This is a genomic window from Chryseobacterium sp. 14P4.3.2 (genome assembly GCF_057799275.1).
Genome location: NZ_JBYOKO010000002.1, coordinates 1 through 23915, shown reverse-complemented (window position 1 = coordinate 23915; position 23915 = coordinate 1). Strand labels below are relative to the sequence as shown.

General features: G+C 34.8%; 23 protein-coding genes and 1 pseudogene. 11 read left to right on the top strand and 13 right to left on the bottom strand.

The genetic code is table 11. The features are described from left to right. Positions 1-102: 102 nt before the first annotated feature. Positions 103-1074, bottom strand: coding sequence for a dipeptidase (locus AC27VX_RS03655; RefSeq protein WP_236859231.1), 972 nt, complete (start codon positions 1072-1074; stop codon positions 103-105). Between the two features lie 618 nt (positions 1075-1692). On the opposite strand from AC27VX_RS03655, the gene thrS reads away from it, so the two are divergent. Then, positions 1693-3612: a threonine--tRNA ligase gene (thrS, locus tag AC27VX_RS03650; RefSeq protein WP_236859230.1), complete on the top strand. Its 1920-nt coding sequence runs from the start codon at positions 1693-1695 to the stop codon at positions 3610-3612. A gap of 164 nt (positions 3613-3776) precedes the next feature. Continuing rightward, positions 3777-4277 (top strand): translation initiation factor IF-3, encoded by a 501-nt coding sequence (gene infC / locus AC27VX_RS03645; protein WP_172625635.1) that lies wholly within the window; start codon positions 3777-3779, stop codon positions 4275-4277. A 397-nt stretch (positions 4278-4674) separates the two neighbouring features. Here the strand turns inward: infC and AC27VX_RS03640 are convergent, their stop codons facing one another. Next, the gene (locus tag AC27VX_RS03640; protein WP_488693910.1) at positions 4675-5235 is read right to left on the bottom strand and encodes a hypothetical protein; all 561 of its coding nucleotides are present in this window, start codon (positions 5233-5235) and stop codon (positions 4675-4677) included. 159 nt (positions 5236-5394) lie between these two features. Between AC27VX_RS03640 and AC27VX_RS03635 the strand changes: the two genes are divergently transcribed. Together AC27VX_RS03635 and AC27VX_RS03630 are read left to right on the top strand one after the other, a co-directional pair. Beyond that, positions 5395-6471 (top strand): resolvase, encoded by a 1077-nt coding sequence (locus AC27VX_RS03635; RefSeq protein ID WP_488693908.1) that lies wholly within the window; start codon positions 5395-5397, stop codon positions 6469-6471. A gap of 129 nt (positions 6472-6600) precedes the next feature. Then, entirely contained in the window at positions 6601-7167 is a 567-nt protein-coding gene (locus AC27VX_RS03630; RefSeq protein WP_488693906.1) for a hypothetical protein, read from the top strand. A gap of 80 nt (positions 7168-7247) precedes the next feature. Here AC27VX_RS03630 and AC27VX_RS03625 read toward each other — a convergent pair whose 3' ends face one another. The 6 genes from AC27VX_RS03625 to AC27VX_RS03600 form a co-directional block, all read right to left on the bottom strand. After that, positions 7248-7877: a response regulator gene (locus AC27VX_RS03625; protein WP_488693904.1), complete on the bottom strand. Its 630-nt coding sequence runs from the start codon at positions 7875-7877 to the stop codon at positions 7248-7250. 2 nt (positions 7878-7879) lie between these two features. Continuing rightward, complete coding sequence (locus tag AC27VX_RS03620; protein WP_488693902.1) at positions 7880-10087, bottom strand: tetratricopeptide repeat-containing sensor histidine kinase; 2208 nt, start codon at positions 10085-10087, stop codon at positions 7880-7882. Between the two features lie 26 nt (positions 10088-10113). Continuing rightward, positions 10114-10296 (bottom strand): hypothetical protein, encoded by a 183-nt coding sequence (locus tag AC27VX_RS03615; RefSeq protein ID WP_488693900.1) that lies wholly within the window; start codon positions 10294-10296, stop codon positions 10114-10116. Then, positions 10297-10749 (bottom strand): hypothetical protein, encoded by a 453-nt coding sequence (locus AC27VX_RS03610; RefSeq protein WP_488693898.1) that lies wholly within the window; start codon positions 10747-10749, stop codon positions 10297-10299. It abuts the gene before it with no gap. A gap of 71 nt (positions 10750-10820) precedes the next feature. Next, positions 10821-11348 (bottom strand): hypothetical protein, encoded by a 528-nt coding sequence (locus tag AC27VX_RS03605; RefSeq protein ID WP_488693896.1) that lies wholly within the window; start codon positions 11346-11348, stop codon positions 10821-10823. Positions 11349-11422: 74 nt separating this feature from the next. Then, positions 11423-11548, bottom strand: coding sequence for a hypothetical protein (locus AC27VX_RS03600; protein ID WP_488693894.1), 126 nt, complete (start codon positions 11546-11548; stop codon positions 11423-11425). Between the two features lie 283 nt (positions 11549-11831). On the opposite strand from AC27VX_RS03600, the gene AC27VX_RS03595 reads away from it, so the two are divergent. The 7 genes from AC27VX_RS03595 to AC27VX_RS03565 all read left to right on the top strand — a co-directional run bounded on the left by AC27VX_RS03595 (position 11832) and on the right by AC27VX_RS03565 (position 19423). Next, a complete protein-coding gene (locus AC27VX_RS03595; protein WP_488693892.1) occupies positions 11832-12653 on the top strand; it encodes an alpha/beta fold hydrolase in 822 nt (273 codons plus the stop codon). A 124-nt stretch (positions 12654-12777) separates the two neighbouring features. Beyond that, on the top strand, positions 12778-14547 hold the full coding sequence (locus AC27VX_RS03590; RefSeq protein WP_488693890.1) for a DUF8728 domain-containing protein: 1770 nt from the start codon (positions 12778-12780) through the stop codon (positions 14545-14547). 94 nt (positions 14548-14641) lie between these two features. Further along, on the top strand, positions 14642-14839 hold the full coding sequence (gene rpmI / locus AC27VX_RS03585) for a 50S ribosomal protein L35 (protein WP_236859219.1): 198 nt from the start codon (positions 14642-14644) through the stop codon (positions 14837-14839). Positions 14840-14957: 118 nt separating this feature from the next. Then, a complete protein-coding gene (gene rplT / locus AC27VX_RS03580; protein ID WP_100375628.1) occupies positions 14958-15302 on the top strand; it encodes a 50S ribosomal protein L20 in 345 nt (114 codons plus the stop codon). Between the two features lie 339 nt (positions 15303-15641). Continuing rightward, entirely contained in the window at positions 15642-16817 is a 1176-nt protein-coding gene (locus AC27VX_RS03575) for a M28 family peptidase (RefSeq protein ID WP_488693888.1), read from the top strand. Between the two features lie 68 nt (positions 16818-16885). Further along, positions 16886-18061 carry a M28 family peptidase gene (locus AC27VX_RS03570; protein ID WP_488693886.1) on the top strand — a complete coding sequence of 392 codons (1176 nt, stop codon included), beginning with the start codon at positions 16886-16888 and terminating at the stop codon, positions 18059-18061. Between the two features lie 189 nt (positions 18062-18250). Next, positions 18251-19423, top strand: a complete 1173-nt coding sequence (locus AC27VX_RS03565) for a M28 family peptidase (protein ID WP_488693885.1) — start codon at positions 18251-18253, stop codon at positions 19421-19423. Between the two features lie 165 nt (positions 19424-19588). Here AC27VX_RS03565 and AC27VX_RS03560 read toward each other — a convergent pair whose 3' ends face one another. The 5 genes and pseudogenes from AC27VX_RS03560 to AC27VX_RS03540 form a co-directional block, all read right to left on the bottom strand. Next, positions 19589-20620: an RNA ligase family protein gene (locus AC27VX_RS03560; RefSeq protein ID WP_488693883.1), complete on the bottom strand. Its 1032-nt coding sequence runs from the start codon at positions 20618-20620 to the stop codon at positions 19589-19591. A 146-nt stretch (positions 20621-20766) separates the two neighbouring features. Beyond that, complete coding sequence (locus AC27VX_RS03555) at positions 20767-21018, bottom strand: hypothetical protein (RefSeq protein WP_488693881.1); 252 nt, start codon at positions 21016-21018, stop codon at positions 20767-20769. 639 nt (positions 21019-21657) lie between these two features. After that, positions 21658-21864 carry a hypothetical protein gene (locus AC27VX_RS03550; protein ID WP_488694324.1) on the bottom strand — a complete coding sequence of 69 codons (207 nt, stop codon included), beginning with the start codon at positions 21862-21864 and terminating at the stop codon, positions 21658-21660. Between the two features lie 40 nt (positions 21865-21904). Continuing rightward, on the bottom strand, positions 21905-22366 hold the full coding sequence (locus AC27VX_RS03545; RefSeq protein WP_236859209.1) for a hypothetical protein: 462 nt from the start codon (positions 22364-22366) through the stop codon (positions 21905-21907). Positions 22367-23311: 945 nt separating this feature from the next. Then, positions 23312-23671 (bottom strand): annotated as a pseudogene (locus AC27VX_RS03540) (RHS repeat domain-containing protein); the annotation flags it as partial. Positions 23672-23915: the final 244 nt, after the last annotated feature.

Sequence of the window (23915 nt, the reverse complement as noted above, 5' to 3'; positions counted from 1 at the left end):
GAGCGGTGGTAAATCGAAGATTTGGGGATGTTAAAGCAATGTTCTGCTGCTTACACACAATCCGTAATGATCTGAAAACAAATACATTAGTCGGTTTAATTTTCAATAAAGGCTTTCTATAAATTTCAAAGCATTTTTATGACTTATCTTTTCTACTAGTTCAGGTGAAAATCTTTCTTCAATTTCTTTATTGATTACCGGATATACAGAGGCATTGGAATGTTCCGGAAAGAAAAACGGATGACGGGATGTATCGGGATGGTCTTTCCAGTAGAAATAGTCTGCACCGTACGCAATACTGTCTTCCCCTCCAAGGTCTAATCCGTATTGAATATGCTCATAAAGCCTTTCCGGATGCTGAAGATCAACATAATCCTTGATAAAATTAAGCCCAATCAGTCCTTTTCTTTTAATGACTTCTTTAGCCAGTTCATCAGGAAGATTCCTGTTGTTTTTATACACTGTTCTGTAGTTCGAGTGGCTTGCCAGAATAGGGATTGAATAATTTCTCTGATCAATATAGCTGAATATATCAAAAGCCAGCTGATCACTTGTATGGGCAAGGTCAATGGCAATTTTTTTGTCAGCGATGTAATCAATCAGAACTTTTCCGTCTTCTTTCAATCCTGCTGTGGCACTATTTCCTCCTCCGAAGCGGTTTTCGAGGTGATGGGTAATGCCAATATAAAGAATTTTCTGAGTGTTTTTGATAATGGCTTCAAGATTTTCAAAACCCTTTTCCAGACTTTGATTTTCATCACAAAAAGCGGATGCATTTTCAATGGAAGCAATGACTCCTACCCGATCTTTATATTCTATTTTTTTATAATTTTCATTATTAAAAAGGAAAAAACTCTCATTTTTTATAAGATTTGAAAACAATTTACTCTGTTCCAGTCCATATATTGTACTGTCTGCTCCTGTCCCGGCATATATGGCCATTACCTGAAGCTTTACATCCCCTTCCTGAAGGTAAGGCAGTGAGCATCCTATTTCTTTGTCATCAACAGCTGAGCCTGATCCTAAAAGATAGTACAGCAAATCACAGTGTAAATCAACATTTATCGTATTCATATTAAATTGTAATATTGGAAATTTTATTTTTAAATAGGTTAAGTTCTTTTTTGATACAATCGGCAGAACTTCTTATACAAACTCTTTGCAACTGAGGATAAAACCTTCAGATGTTTTTATTTTTTTCTAATTAAATTATATTTTTTCAACTTTATTCAAGGTGAAACAGAAAAATTAAAATGATAGTTAAGTGGAATTTTTCAAATTTCCATTCTTATTTCCGATCGTCTGAACTGTATTTTTTTATTAGAAACATCATTAAGCCCATTAGAAAAAACAGTCAATATTTATATTCTCCAGATGATCACCTTATATAAAAAAAACAATCAACAAGCTGACGAACAAAACATTACAGCACAAGCCAATCTTTTACACCTTCATTGTTTTTTATATTCTACTCAAAACGGTCTCACCAAAAGGATAGATTCCCCTATTTTGTTTCCGGTTCCGGAAATCCTATGCATTTTTCTGTAAAAAACTACATACTAAACTCTGTGAGATAAAACGATCAGTATCTTTTTAATTTTTAATATTCATTCTCATTCTAAAAATATACGCTAATATAGTATTTTATCCAAAAAATGCGTATTTTTGCATCTTAAAATTTCTTAGTAAACAATGATAAAAATTACACTTCCAGACAATAGTGTCAAAGAATTCGAAGGAGCAGTTACTCCTCTAGATGTGGCAAAATCGATAAGCGAGGGATTGGCTAGAAATACCATTTCCGCAATTGTTAACGGTACACAAGTAGAGACAACCACGCCTATAACCACGGATTCTACGGTACAGCTTTTGACCTGGAATGATGATCTTGGAAAGAAAGCTTTCTGGCATTCTTCTGCCCACCTTTTGGCGCAGGCTATCCTTGAGTTTTATCCTAATGCTAAGTTGACCATCGGTCCGGCAATTGAAAGTGGATTCTACTATGATGTAGATTTCGGGGATGAAAGCTTATCTGAAAAAGATTTTGAAAAGATTGAAAAGAAGATCCTTGAAAATGCAAAGAAAGGGTCAACATTCTCATTATATCCGGTTTCTAAAGAAGACGCGTTAAAAACATATGCAGATAATCCTTATAAAGTAGAACTGATCTCTAATCTTAATGATGGGGAAATTACTTTTGTAACTCATGATAACTTCACGGATTTATGTCGTGGAGGACACATTCCAAATACAGGAATTGTAAAGGCTGTTAAAATTTTAAATGCAGCAGGAGCTTATTGGAGAGGAAGTGAAAAGAATCCTCAGCTGACAAGAGTTTATGGTATTTCTTTCCCTAAGCAGAAAGATCTTACTGAATATCTTGAAAGATTAGAAGAAGCTAAAAGAAGAGATCACAGAAAATTAGGTAAAGAACTTGGAATTTTTGCATTCTCTGAAAAAGTAGGTGCCGGTTTACCACTTTGGCTACCAAAAGGTACTGCTTTGAGAAGAAAATTGGAAAATTTCCTTTCGGAGGCTCAGAAAAAAGGAGGTTATGAATTTGTAATGTCTCCCCATATCGGATCAAAAGAGTTGTATGTAACATCCGGACACTGGGATAAATATGGAGCAGACAGCTTCCAGCCGATTAAAACTCCAAATGAAGGAGAAGAATTTTTGCTGAAGCCTATGAACTGTCCTCACCACTGTGAAATTTATAAAACTTCACAATGGAGCTATAGAGATTTACCAAAAAGATACGCCGAATTCGGAACTGTTTACAGATATGAGCAAAGCGGAGAGCTTCACGGACTAACAAGAGTCCGTGGATTTACTCAGGATGACGCTCACCTTTTCTGTACTCCGGATCAGCTTTCTGAAGAATTTGAAAAAGTAATTGATTTAACGCTTTATGTTTTCAAATCTTTAGGTTTTGAAGATTTTGTAACTCAGGTATCGTTAAGAGATCCTGAAAACAAAGAAAAATATATCGGTTCTGACGAAAACTGGGAGAAAGCAGAAAGTGCAATCATCAATGCCGCTCAAAAGAAAGGCTTAAAAACAGTTATTGAATACGGTGAAGCTGCATTCTACGGTCCTAAGCTTGACTTCATGGTGAAAGATGCTTTAGGAAGAAAATGGCAGCTGGGAACGATCCAGGTAGATTATAACTTACCGGAAAGATTTGATCTTCATTATATCGGGAATGACAATGAAAAGCACAGACCGGTAATGATCCACAGAGCTCCTTTCGGTTCTATGGAGCGTTTTATCGCGATCTTATTGGAGAATACTGCAGGTGATTTTCCTCTATGGTTAAGCCCTGATCAGTTTATAATTCTACCAATCAGTGAAAAATATGTAGATTATTCAAAAAAAGTTTCACAATTTTTGGAAAATCACGATATTAGCGGTCAGATTGATGACAGAAACGAGAAGACAGGTAAGAAGATCCGTGATGCGGAATTGAATAAAATTCCTTTCATGCTGGTAGTAGGAGAAAATGAAGAGAATGAAGGCACGATTTCTGTAAGAAGACGTGGTGAAGGAGATCTTGGCGTGATGAAACTGGAAGATTTCGTTGCTTACTTCAAAAAAGAAGCAGCAATATAAAAAAATTAGAGCATTAAGGTATTGGGAGAGCCGGACATTATTGATTTCCGAATTTCCCGATACTTTAATATAAATAGAAAGTTAACCAATAAAATTATAATACAATAGCACAAAGATTTAACAACAGGGGCCCACAAAGACGTCCGGTACAAGAGGACTTACACTTGATCAACGATAAAATTCGTGTGAGAGAGCTTCGTTTGGTGGGCGATAACGTAGAGCCAGGAATTTATCCAATTGACAAGGCAAGACAAATTGCTGCGGAACAGGAATTGGATTTAGTAGTAATTTCTGACAAGGCTGAACCTTTTATTGCAAGAATATTGGAATATAAAAAATTCTTATATGAGCAAAAGAAAAAGCAGAAGGAACTTAAGGCTAAGCAAGTAAAAGTGGTTGTAAAAGAGATCCGTTTCGGACCTCAGACAGATGACCATGATTATGAATTCAAGAAGAAGCACGCTGAAAAATTCCTTGAAGAAGGTTCTAAGCTAAAGACCTACGTATTTTTTAAAGGACGTTCAATTATCTTTAAGGATCAGGGAGAAATTTTACTTTTAAAACTTGCTCAGGAACTGGAGCACGTAGGTAAAGTAGACCAGCTTCCTAAGCTTGAAGGAAAAAGGATGATCATGATGATGAGTCCTAAAAAGCCAGCAAAATAATTAAGTCATTATTTTACATATTAAACCTCAAAGAAATTTGAGGTTTTTTTATGGTGACATCTTCTAAAACAGATAAAAAAAAGACGATTGGTCCGGATCAATCGTCAAAGTTGGGGAAGCTGGCTCATGCAATTTAAATTTCACGGTATTGGATGCTCTGTTTTCAGAAATGCTTGATTGTTTCTAAGCATATCCATAAATGGTTATACAGCTTACTTACGAATAAAATAATTATATATTATTTTTGTGTTTTTTATACAGGTAAATCATTTTAAATGCAAGTTTTTTTTAAGTAATTAAAGATTCTCCCCCAACTTTTAAGACTGCCCGTTGACCCATCATATTTTATGGTCCGGATCAACTTTTAATTTTCTAAAATAAGTTTTACAAGATTGTACTATCCTTCAAAGTCGCCGCAATCGTGCTCTTTGAACATAGCTAATGCTTTTTTGGTTGTAAAGTATCTGGATATTCTTTTATTATTTAAATCCAGTTTCTGACCTTCGATAACCAGTTCGTAAACAGGTGCTTTATCTATTTGAGTTAAAATATAAACTCTTTCTGAGGTTTTTAAAATAATTTTGTTCCCTTCAGCAGAGATTGAGAAATCAACAATTTTAAAAGTATCCTTTTCATCACAGATATTGGTCCATATCATTTTATCCTTTGTGATGGATAGGCTTACCAAATCACATGAATAACAGTTTCCAGAGAATTCTATACCATATTTTTCATATACATCGGTACTTTTGCTATTCAATATATCAATAGGAACTAATGCTGAAAAATCATCTGGTATATCAACTTTTGATATAGCATTTTTTACCGGCTCAGATCCAGAAATAGTGTCTTTTTTTATCTCTGTAGAAGTTCCTTTATCTACTTTTTTTTCTGTGGAAGGCGAACAGGAAATTAGTAAGGCGAGCGCAGCCGAGCAGCTGATTATTACATTTTTCATTTCTATTAAAATAATTTACAGTACTACGTTTATCTGTTGCAAAATTGTTTAAAATTTATCATCCAAAATATCCCTGTTTTCAGCCATTTATTCCCTGTATAATACAGTTTTGTTGGTCACTGCTCGGAATACTGATACCTTTGGTCAAAAATTTAGAAAATGAAAACCTTATCTCAATTGTTTATGCCATCTATAATAGTTGCTTTTGTGGGATGTAATCAGCAAAATAAAGCACCGGAAACGAATAAACCCGAAGCTGCAGTTACACAGAGAAGCATCACGTTTGCTGATTTCAAAAAGATAAAAGGTGTAGACAATGTGCAGGATGTTCCCTTTCAATTATTTACAAAGCTTGATTCTGTAAGGTTCTTTATCGCTCCGGATAAAGATGCGCCCTACCTGAAAACGGCTTATCATAAACTTGATAATTATTATGGATTTGAAGAGTTTGATGACTTCTACTCTATTCATTACAGCATTAACAATAATATTTCGAACAGCATTGAAGCTTTTGTCCTGAAATCAGAATTCACCGCATCATTTGATATGACTTTGCAGGGTCTTGATCTTTACCAGATCAGAAGCAGTACGTTTAAAGGGACTGATGATTTTAAGAATAAATCATTCAAAAAGTTTGGCACAATCACAGAAGTTTCGGAACAGGAATTTAAAACAGTCTCTAAAAAACGAATCGACGAAGTTTTAGTAAAGAATCCACTTATACAATTGAAAGGTGGAAACTGGGTATACAATGAAAATGGAAAAGAGAAGGTAATTGCTCAACATCAGAATGTATCTACAGAAGATGGGCTTTTATCTAATGAATATGTAGGACAGTCACCCTATCTTCAGTTAGAGATTTTTAAAGAAGAATCTGTAGATACACCGGATGTATACTACTCTTTTTACAGTGTAAAATCTTCAGCCAATTTTGCCATATTTACGGGTGGTTATCCTCAGATTCTTCCTCATAAAAGTCTGATCTCCTATGCTTCTTCAAATCATGATACCGGAAGTGATTTTACAATCAGTAAATATCTGGAACAAAGCCATAATCAGGAATATCTGTTGTATGTAAACTTTACCAACTTCAAAATAGCTGATGAGTCAAAAGCTTACTGGGCAGAGAATGATACTTTTTATGCTGAAGTATATCCTACCAATTCAGCTCCGTCAAATGGTAAAAAACAGAAGGCCTCTTTCATAAAAATTCAGTTGAAAGCTAATCTGCTTTAGTAGGTAGGATCATGCGAAAAAAACAGGAAGAGAAATCTGGGTTTTAAACAGAATAAAAACCCCTGAAATCAGCCAGTGTTTATAGAGGCAAAGTCCAATATCTTTGCTGCAATTATTTAAAAATATACAATGAAAAAAATAAGTTTAGCTGTTCTTTTTTCTTTACTAAGCTTAATGACTTTTGCACAATCGTTAAAAGTAATTATTAAGCAGGACGGAAAAGTAATTGAGCCTGTAAATGATGTTTATGATCTGAAAAGATCTCCTTTCCTATTTGAAATCACGTCTAACAATATGGAAGGTTTTTTAATTGGAGCAACAACGAATAAGGATATTTATGCAGGAGCTCTGGGGACTTTCAACAGTGAGGCTGCATGGTTTCAGAATACGGGTATGGCGGAGGAGCTGTATAACAAGGATAAGGAATTGTTTTTAATGGATCAGGCTCCGTCCTACTGGTATTATACAGATGCAAAAGATCACAGATTCGATAAAAATCCTAAAGGAAACTCAAAACAATGGACGGCTACGCGTACTGTCACAAGGTTTTATGATATCATGGCAGATCAGCCTGTCAATTTAAGAGATTTTGACGGAAGCGTTTATCTATTAATGTATGAGCCAATATATAACGAGGAATATGATTTAACAGGAAAGAAAAATCTGTTTAAAGCAACATTGAAATTTCAAGATTAAGATTACACACCTGATTATTTGATTATATAAAAAAGGTCTGCTTTTACGATGTAAGCAGACCTTTTTGACTGATGAATGTTCTATTCAATAATCAAACCATATTCTATGGCCAGTTTAATGGCAGAGCTAAGATTAGAAGTTTGAAATTTTTCAATTAGATTTTTCCGGTGGCTTTCCACGGTATGCGGGCTGATAAAAAGCTTTTCAGCCATCTGATTGGTCGTAAGCCCTTTTGCTGCTTCGGCCAAAATTTCCTTTTCTCTTCGTGTTAATTTCGGAACCTGGTGCAAACCATCCGAAATTTTTTTCTCTAAAACAGACTTTGTCTGCGAACATAAAAACTGGTTACCGGCATATACGGTAGTAATACCTTCCAGGATTTCGGAAACGGAAGCATTTTTCTGAATGTATCCTAAAGCGCCTTCGGACAATGTACTGTTGATCACCGGAAGTTCATTGTGAACACTGAGCATAATAATATGGAGGCTCCCGTACTTTTTCTTTAAAGGTTTTATAAGTTCAATACTGTTGATATCTGCCAGATTGATGTCCAGCAGTAAGATATCGATGTCTTGTTTTGCCAGGCCTGCATTCATTTCCGAAGCGCTTTTGAAACAATCTACAACATCTATTGTATCGCTATTTCCTAAAATATTTTTCAACCCTTCTACTAGAAGTGGATGATCGTCTGTGATGGCTACTTTTATCATGTCTAATGAATAGGAATTTGAAGTTCTATACTGGTCCCAATATTCAGCTCGGATGTGATATTCATCGTTCCTTTTAAAAATTGGACTCGTGATTCTATATTATGAAAACCTGCTGTTTTTCTTACGTCTAAGGTTTTAGGGTCAAAGCCACTACCGTTATCCTCTACAGTAAGATTTAATACGTTTTTCTCTTCGCTTATCTGAACAATAATTTCGGACGTCTCGGCATGCTTAATAGCATTGTTGACTAATTCCTGGATGATTCTGTATAGGATCAACTGTTTTTCTTCTGATATGGAATTCGTATAACTGATAAATTCTGTGTGGATATTCAATGCAGTATTGGACATGCGGGAAGCAAACTCCTGAATGGCTGCTTCCAAACCGTATTTCATTAATAAATCAGGCATTAAATTATGCGCTACCCGCCTCAATTCTTCTACAGCACCATCAATCTGTGTAATCGATTTTGAAATTTCGGCTTCAATATTTTCGGATTGGTGAGGGTCTAAAGAAGACAACTGAAGTTTAGTACCTGAAAGCAGTCCTCCTAATCCGTCATGAAGATCACGGGCTAAACGGCCCCGCTCCTGCTCCTGACCTTCCAGCAAAGCCGTAAGGGTAGACAATTCTGAATTCTGTTTCTCTTTTTCCAGAGCAAGGACATGCAGTTCGTCTCTTTGCTTCATGGATTTTGCACGTTGCTTATAGGCATAAAGCAATAAGATAATCAAAATAATAAAAATGAAGATAAAAACAATGTAATAGGTATTGATCTTTTCCTTGAATGTCAACAGTTTTTTAAAGTTGCTAATATCGTTGTTCTTTTGTTCAGCTTCTAACTTTGCCAGACGAAGCTGCTGTTCTTTTTTCTCTGATTCCAATTCTGAAAATTTCAGACGTTCCCGTTGATTTTCTTCTACCAGCTTCAAGTTGTTGTAGACCTGCTCACGTTGTCCCCGCAATATGTTGATCAGCTTAATTTGTTGTGCCTTCTTATCGCTTTCCAGCTGCAGCTTTATGTACTTTTGCTCCTGTCTTTCTTTGTCAAACTGCGATTCTAATCTTTTGGTAATATCGAGTTTTTCCTGATCGTAAACACTTTTGTATTTATCCACATAACTTTTATAATAAGTCAGTGCCTCCTTGTAATTGCCCTGCTCTTCACTAATCCTGGATAAAGATTCAAGAATAGACAATTCTATATTATGATCTCTAACCGGGCTTTTCCCGATTTCCATAGAGGCTTTCAGAAAGTAAGACTTTGCCAGATCATAATTCTTATCCTGTATAGCCAATTCCGCCAAAATACCAAATGAAGAAGCGATATGAATAGCCTCGCCGGTTTCCAGGCTCACGGCATTGGCCAGCCGAGCATACTGCATGGCCTTATCCCTGTCAAAATCAGTATACAAATTGGCCAGATTGATGGCAGCATAAGAAAGATTGGTCTTATTAAGCATAGCCTCCATATTTTTATTGAAAGTCTTAACAGACTGCAAATAATACTGCTCTGCTTTATTTCTAAAATCTATATTCGAGGGATTCTGTGCATATTTTTGTTCATATACGTAGCCCATTCGCATATATGCATCAAAGATAAGATTAGGATCATTTTGTTTGGATGCCAACACTAAAAACTGCTTACTGTATTTTTCTTCCAGCTGATATTCATTGAGATTGGAATAAATAGTGGATAATTCTTTAACTACGGTAGCAAATCTTCCGTATAGCGTAGAAGTCGTTGGTGAATTTTCATAGTGTTCAATGGCTTTCAGGTAAGCGGCAACGGCATCTGTCGTTTTATTATTACGTATTAAAATCCAGCCCTTTGCGTATTGAAAGTACCCTTTAGCCTCGTTACTGTTGGTTTTTAAACTATACGCCTTTGCCAGATCAAGACTTTTTAAAGCCTCTGTTCCTTTATTATCTAGTCGATAATTCATGGCCTGAACAGCATACAAAATGGTTGCATATTTCCCATCCTTTTGTTTGGCTGCAATGGGAATACTGGCATCTAAAATCTGGTAGGATCTTGATTTTAAGTTATGTAAAAATAGCGCTTTTGCATACTTAGGAGCGAGATCTAACTGTTCTATCGCTTTGTTTGAAGCATTGTCATATTCCTTCTCTAATTTGCTTATAACATCTTGTGCCTGACCAAAAAAAGGACAAATACATAAAATAAATATAAATAACCACCTGTACATCAAACCCTTACCTTTATTGAATTTTGTTATTGTAAAGAATGTAAATATAGGTAAAATACCGGCTGATCGGTTTCGGTTTCGAAACCATGTTGTTCACCGAAAGATTGGCCGGAATCTTTTACTATCAAATGGAGCAATCTTTCTGATCTTCTTTTATCTTCTACCTTCAATCCCAGTCTGTTGAAATTATTATCATATAGTTTTTCCATCTATTTTCTTATGAGTTTTAGCCGTCCTCCTTCTTTTATAAGGTTAAAAGACATGTCTTCTGACGGCTTAAAAATCTTGGTAGGCCCTTCGCAGGTTCCCGACTGATTGATACTATCAACTTTCATATCTATCTGGTGGGTTTCTGTAAAATAATATCTCCCAAATACTTCTGTAAAACAATCATTGCCACATTCCCAGCTATCATAACTTTCAAATTTTTCTTCATCCAAAAAGTTGATTGCATGAAAATTGAAGATCAGTACAGTATCTATTTTTTTAGACAGGCTATAGGTTTTTTCGCCATCTGGGATCACCAGTCCTCCACTATCAACAATCCAGTTGGTATTTTTCAGATAATTATGGAAATTTGTTTTTTTTCTTTCAGGATCTTTGCAACTTAAGAGCATTACCAAAATTACGCTCAAAAATGAGAAAACAAAAATATTTTTCATTGTAGCTTAGTGTATAATTATGTATTCAATTTTATACAAAGTCTGTATTGCGTGTTATCATTTTCAGACCTTTAAATTCTATCAAAGAAATTAAAGGTTTGTTGAGCGATCAATTTTGGTTTTGTAACTGATGTATCATTAATCCGGTCTTCGTACAATTCAATATTTATTACTTTAACATCTTTAGGTATTGTATAGGTTTCGTCTTTTGAATAATTGTAACCTTTTACATCAGCGCTTTCTTTACCTGGGATTTTTTTGATCTCCACAAAATATCTAAGGGTAATGAAATTGCCATTTTGTTCTCCTTTTTCATACCGCATTTTTCTGACCTGACGAATGCTATGCCCACTGGAACTGATATTTCCTTGTATTCGAAATTTAAGTGTTTCATCATTTTTGGAAAGCATAAAAATGAGGAGATCAAGGCGTTCTGTAACTTCCTGACGAGTTTTATATGTATGTGTTTTACCTGTTTCCGAAACTTTTTTTGTAACCTTTTTGGGTTCACTAAAAATCGTAAAAAATTTTAATTTTTGAGCATCCGCTTTACAGCTAACCAACGCTAAAAATGAGGTTAAAATCATGAAGTTTTTCACCGCTTTATTTTTAATGAAAGATAATTAAAGGAAACGGATACAAATATCCCTGATAATAGTGGTTTTTAATAGATCTAGTGTATTCCTTTGCTGGCATCTTTCAATAGCTTTTTCGCTTTCAACCTTATTTCTTTAGGCAATAATCTGAAATTCTCATCCTTTACTTCACAATACAGATCTTCATCCTGGAATGGATCCACCGGGTAATTTTTGATTTCAAAAATATTTTTTTCACCTAACTTTTATAGATAAATAGAATGGAAAAGTCAAACAATCTCAATTATCACCCACATTTTAATTTTATAAGTTCTAAAGTTCTTTAAATCTCCTGTTAAATTAACGTTAATGATATGTTTTATTGCTTCGATATTTTAATCAAAACATTACCTTAGATCAATGTTTAGTGAAAATTTTCAATATAAATTTGTGAATATGAAAATCGAAAACAGATTTGTCATGTATTAATCTAACAAAAATAAACCTATGAGTACACTTACATTAAAAGACGGAACTGAAATTTACTACAAAGACTGGGGCAAAGGACCAACCATTTTCTTTCATCATGGATGGCCTTTATCAAGCGATGACTGGGACGCACAGATGTTTTTCTTCCTGGAACAGGGATACAGAGTAATTGCTCATGACAGAAGAGGCCACGGAAGATCTGAGCAGACTCCTTACGGAAATGATATGGACACTTACGCTTCTGATGTTGCTGAAATTGTTCAGGCTTTGGATCTGAAAGATGTCATTCATGTGGGACACTCTACCGGAGGAGGTGAAGTGATCAGATATGTTTCAAAACATGGCAAAGGAAGAGTTTCGAAGGCTGTTTTAGTAAGTGCTGTTACTCCGATTATGGTTCAGAATGAGAACAACCCTAACGGAGTTCCGATTTCTGTTTTTGATGATATCCGAAATAATACGGCAAAACACAGACAGCAGTTTTTCATTGATCTTACCTTCCCTTTTTATGGTTATAACAGAGAAGGGGCCAAAGTTTCCGAAGGCATCCAGAGAAACTGGTGGAGACAGGGAATGAGCGGTTCTATAAAAGCTCACTATGACTGTGTTAAGGCATTTTCAGAAACTGATTTCACAGAGGATCTTAAGAGTGTTGATGTTCCTGTTTTGGTGATGCATGGGGAAGATGATCAGATTGTACCATTTGAGACAACAGGGAAAGTAGCTGCTACCCTTCTTAAAAATGGTAAACTGATCTCCTATCCCGGTTTCCCACACGGTATGCCTACTACAGAAGCTGAAACGATCAACAGAGATCTTTTAGCATTCTTTAAATCATAATTGAATTGAATATAAAAAGAGGAAAACTACAGATATTTTATCTGTAGTTTTTTTATATTTTCGTTATTTTGCAGTCGTTATCCTAAAAAGCTTAGGAAACGTTTAGCATAAACATATAATAATCATGAGATTAGGATATTTATCCTTTTTTTTCATAGCAGTCATTATTTTTTCCCTTGGATGCTTCTATTATTATCCTTTTTTTTCTGATGACAGTTTGATTTCCTTACGGTATGTCCAACGATTTATTGAAGGAAAGGGATTAACATGGAATGATGGACAGCCAGTTGAAGGATACTCGAATCTGCTGTGGATTTTAGGCGTTTCAGTATTTGGAAAACTGGGCATGGATCTTATTCTTGCTGCCAGAGTTTTAGGTATTTTATGCTCATTGGGAACTCTGGGAAGTATCCTTTATTACTTTAAGAATCAGAGTATAAAAAAAGAATATGTCTTTCTTGCTGTAATTTTATTGGTTACCACTCCCTGCTTTCCTGTATGGGCTGTTGGAGGTCTCGAACAGCCATTGTATGTGCTTCTTTTAACTTTAATTTTAATTGAGGTTTCAAAGATCATTAATGATAAGAATTTCAACACCATTTACCTTTTGTCATTTTGGTTAGGACTTTTAGCGATTACCAGGCCGGATGGTTTTTTATTCACTATTCTAACGGCCGGATTTTTATTGGCTTGTTATGGAAAGAACAAACACCAGTTCATTAGGATAGGTCTGGCTACAGCAATTATACCCACATTATTCTTATTGGGTCAACTGGCATTCCGTTATCGTTTTTATGGCGAAATAGTGCCCAACACAGCATTGGTTAAAGTAAAGGTTACTATGCATCATGTTTTGCGTGGTGGTTTTTATAATTTTAAAGCCTTTTCGGGCACTCTGCTATTATCCGGATTAGGATTAGCAGCTCTTTATTACCTTTTAAGAAAAAAACGCCTTTTCGGATACTATTTATTATTATTGACAGTTTCCTGGGTGGGTTATGTTACTTTGGTAGGCGGAGATATTTTCCCTGCTTTCAGGCATTATTATGTTGTTCTTATCCTGTTTGTTTTTTCTATTATCTGGGGATTAAATGATATCAGAAAAATCAATCTGGGATCTGGAAAATCAAGTTTTATCTTCATTTTTATATTATTCATTAATGGTTTAGGCCAAATTAAAATATCAGATAATGTACGTGCCATTGATGAAAGATGGGAGTTCAGAGGAATAAAGCTCGGGGAAACGTTAAAGAAGACATTCCCGGATCAGACTTTGGTTGCAGTCACTGCTGCTGGGAGTATTCCTTACTCGTCTGAATTACCCACAGTTGATATGTTAGGACTTAATGATTATTATATCCCCCGACATCCACCTAAAAATTTCGGAACCGGATCTTTAGCCCACGAATTGGGTGATGCTAATTATGTGATGAGCAGAAACCCTGATATTATAATCTTCCATACTGGTGGTGAGCTTAATTTCAATATTGGTGATCAGCTGACTAAGAATAAGGTTTTTAACAACAACTATATTAAAATAAAAGCAAAGGCAGAGGAACCGGAATATATCTTATTCTTTAATAAATATGGTAAGAATACAGGAATTAAGAAGAATAGAGATCAATTGATTATTCCAGGGTATCTGTTCGGTCATTCATCAGATAATGAAAGTGTATTTTCCGGAAATAAACTGGTAAAAAAAATTCATAAAGGAATTTTGTACAAGCTTACTATTGACTCTCTTCAGGCTGGAAATTGGAAAATAGCAGAATCAGAACAGAAAAATGCAGATCTAAATGCCGATATTTATACCAAAAACGGGCAATTAACTATTGAGATGACCCCGAAAAACAATATGTTTTTAGAAAGTCTGGTTCTGGAAAGGAAATATTGAGATTTTTTTTGTACTTTTGCACACTATTATTCCTAATGTCTTTAGGGGTAACCAAAACAGATATTGATAACAAAAACAATAAAAAAGCAAAGCAATGCCAAAATTAAAAACGAAATCAGGTGCTAAGAAACGTTTTAAACTTACCGGAACCGGGAAGATTAAAAGAAAAAATGCTTTCAAAAGCCACATTTTGACAAAAAAGGAAACTAAGCAGAAGAGAAATCTTACGCAAACTTCTTATGTTGCAAAAGTGGATGAAAAAAGCGTTCAACGTCAATTAGCAATTAAGTAGTTTTTATAAATCTATATTCGGTTTATAAGAATTCAAACAAATTCATCATTTTAACCCTGGAACGGTGCAAATAAGAGTAACTCTGTTGCCGCCCTTTTCAAAAAAAACAATTTAAATTATGCCAAGATCAGTAAATGCAGTAGCTTCAAGAGCTCGCAGAAAGAAAATTTTTAAGCAAGCTAAAGGTTTCTTCGGAAGAAGAAAGAACGTTTGGACTGTAGCTAAAAACGCGGTAGAAAAAGCAATGCAATATGCTTACCGTGGTAGAAAAGAGAAGAAGAGAAACTTCAGAGCACTTTGGATCACTCGTATCAACGCGGGAGCTAGAGAGCACGGAATGTCTTACTCTCAATTTATGGGAGCTCTTAAAAAGAACAACATCGAACTTAACAGAAAAGTTTTAGCAGATTTAGCAATGAATCACCCTGAAGCTTTCAAAGCTGTTGTAGATCAAGTAAAATAATGTAGAATAGTATTTTTGTTATCAATATAAGTCCCGGGATTTTCCCGGGATTTTTTTATGCCTTATGTTTATGTTTTCTGATCGTAAAGATCGCGTTCAAAATATTGAAGTTATATTACAGATAAATTCGGCTTTACATTTTTTGTTTAGTATACCAGCAAAAAACAGGTTTTCACGAAATTCTTCCTACGCAATGAGTACCAATCTCTTATAATAATATATTAAAGGACAAAACATCCTATTATTGAAAATTCAATTAAAATAGCTCAGACCACCTTAATTATTAATCAGAAATAGTGATTTATTATTATATTAGCAATCTCTAAAGAAAGAAACAAAATGAAAAGAATTGCAGCTTTTTTGCTGGCTTCCGTAGCTATACAAAGTATTGGCGCACAAAGTTTTATTCAATCCTATAAAGATCGGGCTGACATTGTTTCCCAGGCTAATATTACTACAAATCTTCAGGAATTTGCAGGTTTTGGAGTAAAAAAAACAGGTACAGCGGCAAATACAAATGCTTCTGACTGGATCAGAAATAAATATCTGTCTTACGGATATACTGCCAGCAGTATTACAGAAGACACATTCCCCTATGGAAGTGCAAGTTCAAAAAATCTAATCATCACAAAAACGGGAACATTATATCCGGATAAATATGTTATTATCTGCGGACATTATGATACGATTGTAGGGCCAGGAGTAAGTGATAACGGCAGCGGAACTTCCATTATTCTGGAAGCTGCAAGAATATTAAAAGATGTTCCTACGGAATACTCTATTAAGTTTATTCATTTTTCCGGTGAAGAACAAGGCCTTGTGGGCAGTACCCATTACGTAAATAATGTAGCTTACGAAGGCAGCACCCGGAAACTGGATATAAAACTGGTCTTAAATATCGACCAGGTAGGCGGACTTATAGGAAATACCAACAATAAGATCACCTGTGAAAGGGATACAGGAGGTGTCTCTTCAAATAATGCAGCATCCAATACAGCTACTCAGGAGCTGATGACCTGCACCAGCCTGTACTCTCCTCTTCAGACCAATCTTTCTTATGCATACAGCTCCGATTATATGCCTTTTGAAGCCAAAGGATATACCATTACCGGATTTTATGAATATGAAAGAAGTGAGAATGAGCATTCTGTAAATGATACTTTTGCTAACATTGACCCTGTATATGTTTTCAATGTAGGTAAAGCTGCGGTGGGAGCATTACAGCATTTTGCCGTTGCGTCTACAGTCAATGCCCTGCTGGGAACTAAGGTATCTTCCAAACCTGCAGAAAACATCAGAATTTATCCTAATCCTGCTAAAGATGTACTTAAAGTGGAATTTTCACAAAAAGTAAAACAGTTTAAGGTTGAGATTAGCGATATGGCGGGAAATCTGGTTCTGAATTCAGAGAATCAGGATACAATTAATACTTCAGGTCTTCACAATGGAGTGTATACCGTTACTATAAAAACAGACAAGGAAAATACAACCAAGAAATTAATCATCGGGAAATAAATAATATCAGGCGGAGAGAATATTTTTGACAATAAACTTCAATAGAAATTCGCCATAAGAGATCATAAATGAAGAAAATCGCTACTTTTTTACTGGCCTCCATCGCTGCTCAGAATATTAGTGCTCAAACTTTTATGCAGGCTTACCAGGACAGGGCCAATATGGTTACCCAAACAAATATCACCACCTATCTTCAGGAATTTGCCGGTTTAGGAATAAAAACTACGGGCTCACAAGCCAACGCCAATGCATTAGCCTGGCTTAAAAGTAAGTATCTTTCCTACGGGTATACTGCAGGCCAGATAGAAGAAGATCCTTTTACCTTTGGGAATAAAAATTCTAAAAATTTAATTATTACTAAAACGGGAACATTATATCCCAATAAGTACGTGATCATCTGTGGGCATTTTGACAGCATCACAGGTCTAGGTGTCAATGATAACGGCAGCGGAACTTCTGTTATTTTAGAGGCAGCAAGGATTCTTAAAGATGTTCCGACAGAATATTCTATAAAATTCATTCATTTTTCCGGTGAGGAACAGGGACTTGTGGGGAGTAATCATTATGTAAATACTGTCGCTTATCAGGGAGGAAACCGTGTTTTAGATATCAAACTGGTTTTCAACCTCGATCAGGTTGGGGGTGTAATGGGTAACAACAATAATACAGTTTACTGTGATCAGGATTTGGGAGGACTTTCTTCAAATAACGCAGCCTCAGCAACAGTAACCCAGGAACTGAGAAACTGCACAGCTCTTTATTCTCCTCTTCAGACAGCCGTAGATCCGGCCGAAGATACAGATTATATTCCTTTTGAACAGAAAGGTGAAGTCATTACCGGTTTTTTTGAAAGGATAAGAAGTTCTTACCCGCACACAACTGATGACACCTTTGTGAATACGGATCCTGTATACATTTACAATATCGGAAAAGCTTCTGTAGGTGCATTACAACATTTTGCCGTTGCCACCGGCACTCTTGGAACCCATGAAACTGTTATAAAAAACTCACTGGAAAGCTTAAAGCTCTACCCTAACCCCGTAAAAGATTTCATTAATCTTGAATTACCAGATTCAAGTATTAAAAACTTCAGTTTTGAAATCACTGATTTCTCAGGACGCTCTATTTTAAAGAAACTTAATGAAAAGAAAATCAATGTTTCCAGCTTGGAAAATGGTGCTTATATCGGGATTCTGAAGTCCGGAGATCAAACTATTGTAAGAAAGGTTTTGATTGAAAGATAAGCGATTATCACTAAGAAAAACATCTTGTTTATAGACAGGATACTGATACAGCCTTTGAATTATTTTCAAAGGTTTTCTTATTAATTATTAATCAACGATATAGCATGAATTACAATATATTTTCAAACTATTAAACACTTAGATGTGATTTATTCACTACATTCGCGTTACCAAAACAAAATAAATAATATGAAAAAACTAACCACATTCTTATGTGCCACACTGATCGTGCCAAGTATCAGTGCCCAAACCTTTATTCAGGCTTATAAAGACAGAGCTGATATGGTGACTCAGTCTAATATTACTACAAATCTTCAGGACTTTGGTAATTTAGGCATAAAAACTACGGGGTCAGCAGCAAACGCCAATGCTTTAACCTGGATCAAAAACAAGTACCTTTCTTATGGCTATACGGCCAGCCAGATTGAGGAAAGCCCCTTCAGTTTTGGAACAACCAGTTCTAAGAACCTTATTATCACCAAAACAGGAACGCTATATCCTAATAAATATGTTATTATCTGCGGTCATTTTGATACAATCAACGGTCCAGGAGTCAATGACAACGGCAGTGGTACCTCTATTATTTTGGAGGCTGCAAGGATATTAAAGAATGTTCCTACAGAATATTCTATAAAGTTTATCCATTTTTCCGGTGAAGAACAGGGCCTCAGAGGAAGCAGCCACTATGTAAATAACGTTGTATATCAAGGCGGTGTGCGTAAACTGGATATAAAACTTGTTTTTAATCTTGATCAGGTAGGCGGAGTAAAGGGAAATAACAACAATACTGTTTACTGTGATGAAGATCAGGGAGGGGTCTCCAGCAATAATGCAGCGTCCACTGCGGTAACACAGCAGCTCAGAAACTGTACAGCACTCTACTCTCCTCTTCAGACTGCGGTAGATCCGGCCGAAGACACAGATTATATTCCTTTTGAGCAGAAAGGTGAAGTTATTACCGGTTTCTTTGAAAGGATAAGAAGTTCCTATCCTCATACAAGTAAGGATACTTTTGCCAATGTAGATCCCTTGTATGTCTACAATATCGGAAAAGCAACCGTTGGTGCACTGCAGCATTTCGCCGCTGCCTCTACAACTTCCGGAACAGCTAAAACAGCTTTAAACTCTTTGGCAATGATGAAGATTTATCCTAATCCGGCAAGCAGTATTTTAAATATTGAACTACCGGATCCTAAAGCAGCCACCTTCAGTTTTGAAATCACCACTTCTACCGGAAGGTCTATGCTAAAGGTAAACAATGAAACAAAAATTAATGTTTCAGGTCTGGAAAACGGAGTTTATGTTGGAGTCTTAAAAGTCAATGATCAGACTTTTACAAAAAATATTTTGATCGCGAGATAAATTTATCTAAGCTATAAAAATGCAAAACAGAGCACCTTTGCTCTGTTTTTTTATATAATTAAAGTATAATCTATTTAAAACGCAATAAAAAACTATATTACAACAATATACATACATTATATAAAGTTAATTATATTGTATTATTCTATGATTCCAAACAGGTCATTAAGACTTTACTTCAACTGTTATTTTTTGTATTTCAGGTTTAATCCGCTCTATAATCCAGTCTTTATCTTCCTGTATTAAATCGTCTAAAAGATTTCCATTGTTTTCATTGAAGTCACTAATAACGTCCTGTAAAAATTCAACGTGTATTTCTGAAAGACGATGAAAATTATTAATATCTATTGCTCCGATTTTAGAAATTACACTTTGCAGGCGGTTTTGAGATACGTATGTTCTCATTTCGGAAATAATAAAGGAAAGGTTTTCAGATTTAGAAGCAATATCAGGTATAAAGGACCATTTTTCTGCTTTATGAAACTTTTCTTCTTCTTCAAACTCCGGATTTTTAATTTTAATAATCGGACGTTTGGAGAATAACAGGGGCTCCTTTTGGTAAGGCTTTACCACTACCCCTTCTATCAAATTATGCTCCAGCTCAGGAAATCCTAACTCTTTCGGAACCGGAGAATTCATCCTGATATTAAAGTTAACCGCTTCATTAAATTTACCAATAAATAATGGTCGCACATAAGGAACATTGAATTGCTGAGCATAAGATACTACTGTTTCATAATCCAGATAATATTTGGATCCATACTCATCTTCCACGGCTATATCGAATGCATAAAAATGAATATCAGGAGCATAGTAAACCCCTGTCTGTATAGCCCGCAGATTTTCATTTGGAATCTTTACCTCAGAATGAGGATATTCTCCGCCAAACAGCTCTCCATAAAGAATATATTTACTGCCGGCTATTTCACTACTCAGATGCTCAAATAATCTGAGGATTGAGTCTTCCAGTCTGCTTACAACAAGCTGGAAACCAAAAAAATCATCATTCCAGGATAGATATTCTCTTCTTTTGGAGTATCTAAGAAGGCCATTCTCATAAGAAAAACTAAAATTGGCCCCATGTATCTTTTCTGTTGCCACCCATTTTAATTTATCCATGTTTGATAAATCTTTTTCGGTAAGGCCAAGTTTTTTCAAAGAATCGGGCATCTTTTCATATCCTGAGAATTCGCTCATGAGAATGGTTATTTTAGTTATTAGCTGGTAAAGATAAATAATTTCAAAAAAGTAAATCGTAAATAACCGCAAGAAGGCCTATTAAATGCCATTATAAATAGATTATTTCGTACGATTCTGTTACTTTTTTAGAGCAAAAGCATTTTTTATTCTGAGGATCTTAATTTTATAATTTCATCAACTAACACAGGAATTACATTTCTTGCCATTGCAATAAAATCCTGATCTTCGGGTTTTATTTTTACAAACTCCATATCATAATCTCTCTCCTCATTACTACCTGTCATTATAAAACCTGAACCTGATGCAAAATCCCGGCCCTCAATATATGAAACCCATGGTGCTTTTGTAGCTTTATTACATATATCACTAATATTCTTTAACTCTCCCTCTGTCATAATTATTTATAAGATTTTTAGTCTTCCAAATTTAAAAACTCTATGTCTTATGTACTAATATTCTTGGAAAGAATGCAAAACACAACGTTTTTTACAATACAAAACGATCTCTAAAATCGTTGTAGATTTGTTATTGTTACTTTACCCACACTCTGCAGGTACGGTAGAGAGGATTCCTTTTGTTATTCTTACCATTTTAATGTATTTTTTGAGTTCCCTGAACGAATTTACAAAGGAATTTTCAATAGGCAATCACTCCTGAAAATAATGACCGGTTTTGACATCTTTTGACAGGTTTCAGATCTGTTTTCTTCGATAGCTCTTCGAGTTTTCTTCGGATGAGCTTCGGAAAAAGAATCATTTTACCGAAGAACACTCGAAGGAGACTCGAAGGAAACCCGAACAATACCAAACTCATTTTAATACAAATCTGTAACCTAAGCAGTTCTATTTCATATATAAAAAACACAACATTCTTTACAACAAGAAACCACCGCAATTGCGATGGTTTTTTTATTATTAGCTCAAAGTTACAAACTTTGCGCAGCGGGGAATATGATTTTCTTTGACCAAATGGCAATACAAAATTTCCAGATGCATCTAATTCAGTTCTGAGTCATCCATCCCCGGATATTGTATTTATAATCCATTTGCTGAAGCGGTACTCAATCTTACATTTCCTAAATGATCTGTGTAATTGTAAATATACTTATTATTTTCAAAATTAAAATACCCCTCAGAGGCAGGAAAAAACTTTAAACTTCCTTCCGTATATTGGAAACCATCCAGATAATCTGTAAAGGCGGTTGTTTTGTTTTCACATACAAAATAGAACAATAAAACCACCGTTTTCGCAGTGGTTTTTGTGTTATCTTCTCAAAGTCTGCTACTTTGAGTTTATTTTACCAATATTTATAACATTCTTCATACCATCTGAATACTTAGTTTGCAGAATAATATTTAATATATCCTGAGGCAAATCATCTATAGTCAAAGGATTCATAGGACTTGTTACTAAATGATAATCATAGTCAAGAAAATTATTTAAATAAATTTTATCAAACGAATAAAACCCTTTTTTGGTCATAGAAACAAAATCGTATAAATATCTTTCATCAGCACCTGTTCCAAATATTTCGATCAATAAATCATTCAGTTTTGGATTTACTATTACCTCCGATATTTCTTGTAAATTTCTAAAATATGACACTAGCTTTTCATTATTTTCCGATGATGTAGCTACTGATTCAGGTAATTTACCAGCTCCAGACGCTATAAACCCTATATACTTACCATCTGTAAAAAACCAATCTATATCTAAGGTCTGTTGTTCTATTTCTGTGTACATAAATAATAATATTTTTATTTTCCAAAAGTTGCTTTGCAGTTATCACACATTGGTACAATTTTTCTAGTTCTTGGCCTTATTGCTTCAGTAAAATTAACTTGTGATGCCGTAGCTGATTTTTGTTTATTGTTTTATCCATTCTTCTCCTTGCCACATTAGAGTTTTTTTATCCTTTACATAGATGTAACTATGGTAATATGGCTCGAACTCGTAAAAACATTGATTGAAGTTAGGAAGACTAATCGTAAAATAATTATTTTTCTCTACATCCAAAGGAAAATCTTGAAGAATCTCATATCTTAAACGATTATAATAGCGGGTTTGCCCGCTTGGTTTAAAAACTAAATCTAAATTCACTTGGTTTTTCACTCCGATTAAAGAATAGTCTTTTTTTGAGATTACAATTTTATTATTCGTTGTTTCTATTTGTTTAGAAGTTTTATAATTGAATAAAATACTAAACTCAGGTGTTGGTATTGACGTTTCAAAATCTTTATGAAGATTTATATTAATATACACACTATCTTTTGAAAATTTGGTTTCTTGTTTCAAATCATACTTGTAACCATCTTCTTTTGAATAGTAATTTTCGCTTGTTAAATCCACTACATCTGTACTTATTTGCTTCCATTGACCTTTAGACAAAATATCACACTGGTCTAAAGCTAAATCTCCTAAATTTTTAGAATTATACAAGATATACAAGCTGTTATCTTTGAGTTCTATTTTATCGGTTCTTCCTTTTTTTACGTATGTACCGATTAAAAATTCATTTTTAAATTCTTGCGTTTTACAACTTTGAGCAATAAAAACTCCAATTTTTTTTTCACTCAAACCTCCTTTATCAATTTTGTTTTGAATATCAGCATTACTTTTATTAAGACTCTCAATTCTATTATTAACATTTTTCGTTAACCTCTCTTGGTCTTTTGGGTCTCCCCAAGTTCTTCCATCAGGGTCAATAAATCTTATAGGATTATCTGCTGCGTAAACACATGGTGTCCACCTTCTTGTTTTCTCCGCCAACGGATCCACCACACCCCATCGTCCGATATCATCCGGCATATACATCCTCGCGCCATAATCATACATCCCACTTTCTTGCAATTCCTTACCATTGTATTTGTACTGATATACTGGATTTCCAGAATTCCCTCCCGAAGTATATTTTAATCCAAACGGATAATAGTTATTTTCTTCAATAGGCTGGGCTGCTCCTGATGTATTTTTCATATAACTTAAACGGACATTGCCTAAATGATCAGTATAATGGTAAATATACTTATTGTTTTTAAAATAAATATATAGCTTTTCATCTACAAAACAGAACACTTTTACAGCAAGAAACCACCGCAATTGCGGTGGTTTTTTTATTATTAGCTCAAAGTTACAAACTTTGCAGCGGGTAAATTAACAATGAAGTTGTTTAAACTTTTAAACTTTTAATTTTTTGATTAGTCTTAAGGAAAACACCAAAAAGTGCAGATTCTTCCAAGTAATATCCAACGTTTCAAATCTTATCAACAAAGACTTGAAGCCATCTAACCAA

Excerpts from the sequence above, each read along its gene's own strand:
- AC27VX_RS03620 (WP_488693902.1), bottom strand. The coding sequence starts at position 10,087 with ATGTACAGGTGGTTATTTATATTTATTTTATGTATTTGTCCTTTTTTT.
- thrS (WP_236859230.1), top strand. The coding sequence starts at position 1,693 with ATGATAAAAATTACACTTCCAGACAATAGTGTCAAAGAATTCGAAGGA.
- AC27VX_RS03565 (WP_488693885.1), top strand. The coding sequence starts at position 18,251 with ATGAAAAAACTAACCACATTCTTATGTGCCACACTGATCGTGCCAAGT.
- AC27VX_RS03570 (WP_488693886.1), top strand. The coding sequence starts at position 16,886 with ATGAAGAAAATCGCTACTTTTTTACTGGCCTCCATCGCTGCTCAGAAT.
- AC27VX_RS03555 (WP_488693881.1), bottom strand. The coding sequence starts at position 21,018 with ATGACAGAGGGAGAGTTAAAGAATATTAGTGATATATGTAATAAAGCT.
- AC27VX_RS03575 (WP_488693888.1), top strand. The coding sequence starts at position 15,642 with ATGAAAAGAATTGCAGCTTTTTTGCTGGCTTCCGTAGCTATACAAAGT.
- AC27VX_RS03630 (WP_488693906.1), top strand. The coding sequence starts at position 6,601 with ATGAAAAAAATAAGTTTAGCTGTTCTTTTTTCTTTACTAAGCTTAATG.
- AC27VX_RS03635 (WP_488693908.1), top strand. The coding sequence starts at position 5,395 with ATGAAAACCTTATCTCAATTGTTTATGCCATCTATAATAGTTGCTTTT.
- AC27VX_RS03560 (WP_488693883.1), bottom strand. The coding sequence starts at position 20,620 with ATGAGCGAATTCTCAGGATATGAAAAGATGCCCGATTCTTTGAAAAAA.
- AC27VX_RS03655 (WP_236859231.1), bottom strand. The coding sequence starts at position 1,074 with ATGAATACGATAAATGTTGATTTACACTGTGATTTGCTGTACTATCTT.
- AC27VX_RS03640 (WP_488693910.1), bottom strand. The coding sequence starts at position 5,235 with ATGAAAAATGTAATAATCAGCTGCTCGGCTGCGCTCGCCTTACTAATT.
- rplT (WP_100375628.1), top strand. The coding sequence starts at position 14,958 with ATGCCAAGATCAGTAAATGCAGTAGCTTCAAGAGCTCGCAGAAAGAAA.
- AC27VX_RS03625 (WP_488693904.1), bottom strand. The coding sequence starts at position 7,877 with ATGATAAAAGTAGCCATCACAGACGATCATCCACTTCTAGTAGAAGGG.
- AC27VX_RS03610 (WP_488693898.1), bottom strand. The coding sequence starts at position 10,749 with ATGAAAAATATTTTTGTTTTCTCATTTTTGAGCGTAATTTTGGTAATG.
- AC27VX_RS03615 (WP_488693900.1), bottom strand. The coding sequence starts at position 10,296 with ATGGAAAAACTATATGATAATAATTTCAACAGACTGGGATTGAAGGTA.
- AC27VX_RS03545 (WP_236859209.1), bottom strand. The coding sequence starts at position 22,366 with ATGTACACAGAAATAGAACAACAGACCTTAGATATAGATTGGTTTTTT.
- AC27VX_RS03595 (WP_488693892.1), top strand. The coding sequence starts at position 11,832 with ATGAGTACACTTACATTAAAAGACGGAACTGAAATTTACTACAAAGAC.
- AC27VX_RS03590 (WP_488693890.1), top strand. The coding sequence starts at position 12,778 with ATGAGATTAGGATATTTATCCTTTTTTTTCATAGCAGTCATTATTTTT.
- rpmI (WP_236859219.1), top strand. The coding sequence starts at position 14,642 with ATGCCAAAATTAAAAACGAAATCAGGTGCTAAGAAACGTTTTAAACTT.